This is a genomic window from uncultured Methylobacterium sp., from assembly GCF_964244095.1.
Lineage (GTDB): Bacteria > Pseudomonadota > Alphaproteobacteria > Rhizobiales > Beijerinckiaceae > Methylobacterium.
Genome location: NZ_CAXTHR010000209.1, coordinates 1 through 5157, shown reverse-complemented (window position 1 = coordinate 5157; position 5157 = coordinate 1). Strand labels below are relative to the sequence as shown.

Genomic DNA, 5157 nt, shown 5'->3' with positions numbered 1-5157 from the left:
ATGGACAACAACGGCGAGGGCGGCATCCTCTCGCTGATGGCGCTGGCGCGAAAGGCGCTCGGCGGCTCGCGGGTCGTGCTGGTGCTCGGCCTGCTCGGCGCCGCCCTGTTCTACGGCGACGCGGTGATCACGCCGGCGATCTCGGTGCTCTCGGCGGTGGAGGGCTTGAAGCTCGTAACGCCGGCCTTCGAGGGCTCGGTGCTGCCGATCACGGTGGCGATCATCCTCGCGCTGTTCCTGGTGCAGAGCCGCGGCACCGGCAAGGTCGCCGCCTTCTTCGGGCCGGTGATGGTGGCGTGGTTCCTGGCGATCGCGCTCGCCGCCCTGCCGCACGTCCTCGGCAACCTCACCGTCTTCAGGGCGCTGAACCCGTGGTACGCGGTGCATTACCTCCTCGGCCACGGCAGCGGCGCGCTGGTGGCGCTGGGCGCGGTGTTCCTCGCAGTGACCGGCGCGGAGGCGCTGTTTGCCGACCTCGGCCATTTCGGCCGCCGGCCGATCCAGCTCGCGTGGCTCGGCCTCGTCTTCCCGGCGCTCGGCTTCAACTATCTCGGGCAGGCGGCGCTGGTGCTGGAGCGCCCCGACACCACCGACCCGTTCTTCCAGCTCGTGCCCGAATGGGGCCTGCTGCCGATGGTGATCCTGGCGACGCTCGCCACCGTCACCGCGAGCCAGGCGGTGATCACCGGCGCGTTCTCGCTGTCGCGGCAGGCGATCCAGCTCGGGCTGCTGCCGCGGCTGGAGATCCGCCACACCTCCGAATCGCATTCGGGCCAGATCTTCCTGCCGCAGATCAACATCCTCCTGATGATCGGCGTCGTGGTGCTGGCGGTGGTGTTCCGCTCCTCCTCGGCCCTGGCCTCGGCCTACGGCATCGCGGTCACCGGCACGATGCTGCTCACCGCGAGCATGACCTTCCTCGTGGTCTGGCGGCTGTGGCACTGGTCGCCGGTCGCGGCCGCCGCCCTGATGCTGCCGTTCATCGTGCTGGAGTTCCTGTTCCTGATGTCCAACCTGCTCAAGGTGCTGGAGGGCGGCTACGTGCCGCTGCTTCTCGCCGCGGGCCTGATCGTGCTGATGTGGACCTGGGTGCGCGGCGTCACGATCCTGTTCAACAAGACGCGCAAGACCGACGTGCCGATCCTCGAACTCGTCGGCATGCTGGAGAAGAGCCCGCCGCATCACGTCCGCGGCACGGCGGTGTTCCTGACGAGCGACCCCGAGACCGCGCCGGCGGCGCTGCTGCACAACCTCAAGCACAACAAGGTGCTGCACGAGAAGAACGTCATCCTCACGGTCGAGACCGTCGACACCCCGCGGGCCAACGACGCGGACCGCGTGCGCCTCGCGCCGATCGGGCCCGGCTTCTTCAAGGTGGTGATGAAGTTCGGCTACATGGAGACGCCGAACATCCCCAAGACCCTCGTGCTGCTGCGGCGCGAGGGCTTCAAGTTCGACATCATGGCGACGTCGTTCTTCCTGTCGCGGCGCTCGATCCGCCCGGCAGCGCATTCGGGCATGCCGCTGTGGCAGGACCGGATCTTCATCACGCTGGCCAAGAACGCCAACGACGCCACGGACTTCTTCCAGATCCCCACGGGGCGGGTGGTCGAGGTCGGCACGCAGGTCACGGTCTGAGGCGCTCTTCCGACTGCTTCATTCGGAAGAGCGCCTCGGCAAGCCCGCGCGGCGACCGGGCGACGTCGAAATCCGCCATCCAGAAGGTCTTGATCGGATGCCCCCGCTCGGAGCGTTCGATCGTACGGATGGCTCGCCGCGTCCTGAGGCCGGAAGAGCCGTGCCTGCTCCGGCTGGGCGCGGTTAAGCTTTCGGATACCATTTTGCCTGATCGTTTGTGGCAGCTCGACTGCTTAGCTGCGCGCCCCCGACCGATTTCGAGTCGAAGCGCGATCACATCTCGAATGCAATTTCTTGGAGGTCGTCGTGGCCGGTCAAATGGAACTCTTCAGTACCATACACGACAAATATTATGAATCGACGACCGACGCGTTTGCCATCGCCTACAGAGAGGAAACCTCGCTCAATCCACTGGATCAGCTTTTGGATGCGGACGTGGAACGCGTTTTCGAACTTGCAGCGGGCGATGGCTTCGCCAGTCGGTGGCTGAAGAATCGTCGGCCGCACATTCAGATATCCGGCACTGACATATCGGAGAAGGCGGCAAACGATTACAGGGCAAAAACCGGAAGCGAATGCTTCGTGGCTGATTTCACAAAACCGTTTGATGTCGAGCAAAAGGTCGATGCCGTCATCGTGATGGGCGGAATCCATCATTTCGTCGCCGACTTGGATACCGCTTTCGAGAATATCAGGCGTATGCTGAAGCCCAACGGTATCCTCATCATGGCGGAACCGAACGCGGATTATTTCCTTCAGCCCCTACGCTCGCTCTGGTACCGGCTCGATCGAAAGAATTTCGATCACGCGACCGAATGGGCGCTCTCGCACAATGATCTTCTGAAAAGATACGCCGATCACTTCGTTTGCGAGTCCATTTCCTACAAAGGCAGCCCGGGAGCGTTGCTCATGATGCACAACTGGGCGCTCCGCATTCCACAATCGTTCAAGCCTTGGTACGCGCGTCCCGTGATGGCGATCGATCGGGCGTGGCACCGCCTGCCTGGACGTCTCCCATTCAACTTCTTCGTCGCGAAATGGCGAATGATTCAGCCTCCCGTCGCGTGAAGCTTTCGCAGATCGCCGGACCTGCTCACCGCGTTCGAGGTATAGGGCCACCTCATTTCGCGAGGACCGCCATCTGCGCCGGCGCGGTCGCATCGATCCGCCTGCGGTTCGAGGGCTCCTCGAACACGCCCGCCCACAGGCCGCGCCGGGTCGCCCAAGCCCTCGTCTCCTGCGGGACGTAGTCGGACGCGCTCAGCCGGTCGGCGACCGCGTAGCCGTGCGCGACCATCCAGGCGCTCAGGTCTTCCCCGTCCACGCGGCAGAGCGCGACCGGGCGGCGGTGGCGGTCGAGGCCCCGCGGCTCGCAGACGACGCCGGCCCCGCCGATGCGCGCGGCGAGCGCCCGGGCCGCGTCGGCCCCGCAGGCGACCGGCCTGCCCGCCGCGCCCTCGCAGGTCTGTTCGGGCGCCGGGGCGGCGATGCCGAACAGGCCGACGACCGAGCCCTTGAGGCGCAGCGTGTCGCCGTCGAGGACGACGGCCTGGCCCGTCGGCGCCTCGGCCCCGAGGGCGGGTCCGCACAGGAGGGCGAGCGAGAGCGTCGCGGCGTGGACCGAGCGTTTCATCGGGGGCCCCCTGACGGTCGGATGGGATCGTGGAGACCTACTCGCGCCCGGGCGCGGTGCTGCGCGCGGCGGTCTGGACCGGCTTGTCGGCGGCATCCATCACCGTGCGGCAGCTTGCGCTGAGCTGGGCCCGCTCCCGGCGCAGGCAGGTCTTGATCGCGCCGACGTCGGGGATCTGGGAGGCGCAGAGCCGCCAGACGTCCGGGGTGCAGGCGGCGCGCTGGGCGCCCGTGGCTTCGGCGAGGACGGGCGCGGTGCCGGCCAGCAGCGACAGGATCGCGACGACGGAGAATGACTTCATGACCATGTGCCTTTTCACTTGCGAGAGCTTCGGGATCGGGTCGATCCGGCGTCCTCGTGTAGACTTGGTATGATCGATCGGCCTCCGCGTCGCTGTGCCGGCACGCACACGAACGCCCGGCGACGCAAAATCCTCGACGATCGACAGTATTGAGCCCTCGCCCGGTGCGCCCACACCGGAGCGGCGGCCGGACCCCGCGGCGCCGGCTCCCCCGGCGGGACCTCGTGCGTGACGTACCCCGGATCTCGACCGCGCGGACGGGCGCGACGCTGGACCTGCGTTGCGCGACGGGCGGGGTCTGCCCTAATACTACAGCCGGGTTTGCGCGTTGTCATGGCGGAGGTGTGCCATGAGGACGGTGACGCGGTCGGATACGGCGGATTGGGTGCGTGGGTTGGATGAGGTTCTGGCGCGGATCGGCGGTCGGTTCGGCCGGGCCGAGCCGCGTCGGCGCGCGGGGGCGTATCTTCGCAGTCTGCTTGCGCCGGTGGGGCGTAAGAACGGCTGGCAACTGGCCGAGGCCGCTGGCGATCCGACACCGGCGATCCGATACCGGACGGGGTCCAGGAGTTCTTGAGCCGGGTGCGCTGGGACGCGGACGCCGTGCGCGACGACCTGCGGGCCTATGTGGGCGATCACCTGGGCGACCCGAACGCGGTTCTGGTGCTCGACGAGACGGGCTTCCTGAAGAAAGGCACGAAGTCGGCCGGGGTGCAGCGGCAGTACACGGGCACGGCGGGGCGGATCGAGAACGCGCAGGTCGGCGTGTTCCTGGGCTATGCCGGCTGCCACGGCCACGGGCTGATCGACCGGGCGCTCTACCTACCCAAATCCTGGACGGACGACCGTGCCCGCTGCCGGGCTGCGCATGCGCCCGACGAGATCGGGTTCGCGACCAAGCCGGCTTTGGGCCTGGCCATGCTGGAGCGGGCGCACGCCGCCGGGCTGCCGTTTGCCTGGGTCGCGGGCGACAGCGTCTACGGGGCGGATCATGCCATCCGACGCTGGGCGCAGACGAAGCGGATCGGCTACGTGCTGGCGGTGACCACGGGCCTTCTATCTCACCCACGCGCCCGAGGGCGCGCCGCTGTGCGATCTGGTACGGATCGCCGGCACGCGCTGGACGATCGAGAGCAACTTCGAGCAGGCCAAGAGCCTGCCCCGGACCTGATCCGGAGGCGAGGTCGGGCTCGACCCGTACGAGGTGGCTCCTACGTCGGTTGGCACCGGCATATTACCCTGGCGATGCTCGCCCATGCCTACCTCGCCGCCCTGCGCAGGGCGGCCATCGGGGGCCGTGGTCACCACGGATCTCGCAGCCGACCTGCTGCCGCTCACCGTGCCCGAGATCCGGCACCTGCTCGCCGTCCTCGTCGGCCTGCCTCAGTCCAAACCAACCGCGATCCTGCGCTGGTCCGCAGGGCGACGCCGTCATCAGCAGCGTGCCAAGCGATCCCATTGGCGACGACGAACCCAGCGCGTTCAAAAGCCCGCCAAAAAACGCACGCCCTCTAAAACCCGGCTGTAGTACTAGTGTCCTGGTTCAGAAGTTTAGCAGATTATGTTTTTTGCGGAGCGGCTCGCA

At 67.2% G+C, this 5157-nt stretch carries 4 protein-coding genes and 1 pseudogene; 3 read left to right on the top strand and 2 right to left on the bottom strand.

Going from position 1 to position 5157, the window contains the following annotated elements:
* Both ACFE86_RS21045 and ACFE86_RS21040 read left to right on the top strand, forming a co-directional pair.
* A partial coding sequence (locus ACFE86_RS21045) for a potassium transporter Kup (protein ID WP_375457269.1) occupies positions 1–1638 on the top strand: 1638 nt, incomplete at its 5' end.
* A gap of 294 nt (positions 1639–1932) precedes the next feature.
* Positions 1933–2706, top strand: coding sequence for a class I SAM-dependent methyltransferase (locus tag ACFE86_RS21040; protein WP_375457268.1), 774 nt, complete (start codon positions 1933–1935; stop codon positions 2704–2706).
* Between the two features lie 52 nt (positions 2707–2758).
* Here the strand turns inward: ACFE86_RS21040 and ACFE86_RS21035 are convergent, their stop codons facing one another.
* The gene (locus ACFE86_RS21035; protein WP_375457267.1) at positions 2759–3271 is read right to left on the bottom strand and encodes a thermonuclease family protein; all 513 of its coding nucleotides are present in this window, start codon (positions 3269–3271) and stop codon (positions 2759–2761) included.
* Between the two features lie 37 nt (positions 3272–3308).
* On the bottom strand, positions 3309–3572 hold the full coding sequence (locus ACFE86_RS21030; RefSeq protein ID WP_375457266.1) for a hypothetical protein: 264 nt from the start codon (positions 3570–3572) through the stop codon (positions 3309–3311).
* A gap of 328 nt (positions 3573–3900) precedes the next feature.
* On the opposite strand from ACFE86_RS21030, the pseudogene ACFE86_RS21025 reads away from it, so the two are divergent.
* A pseudogene (locus ACFE86_RS21025) lies at positions 3901–5087 on the top strand (IS701 family transposase).
* The last annotated feature ends 70 nt before the right edge of the window (positions 5088–5157 follow it).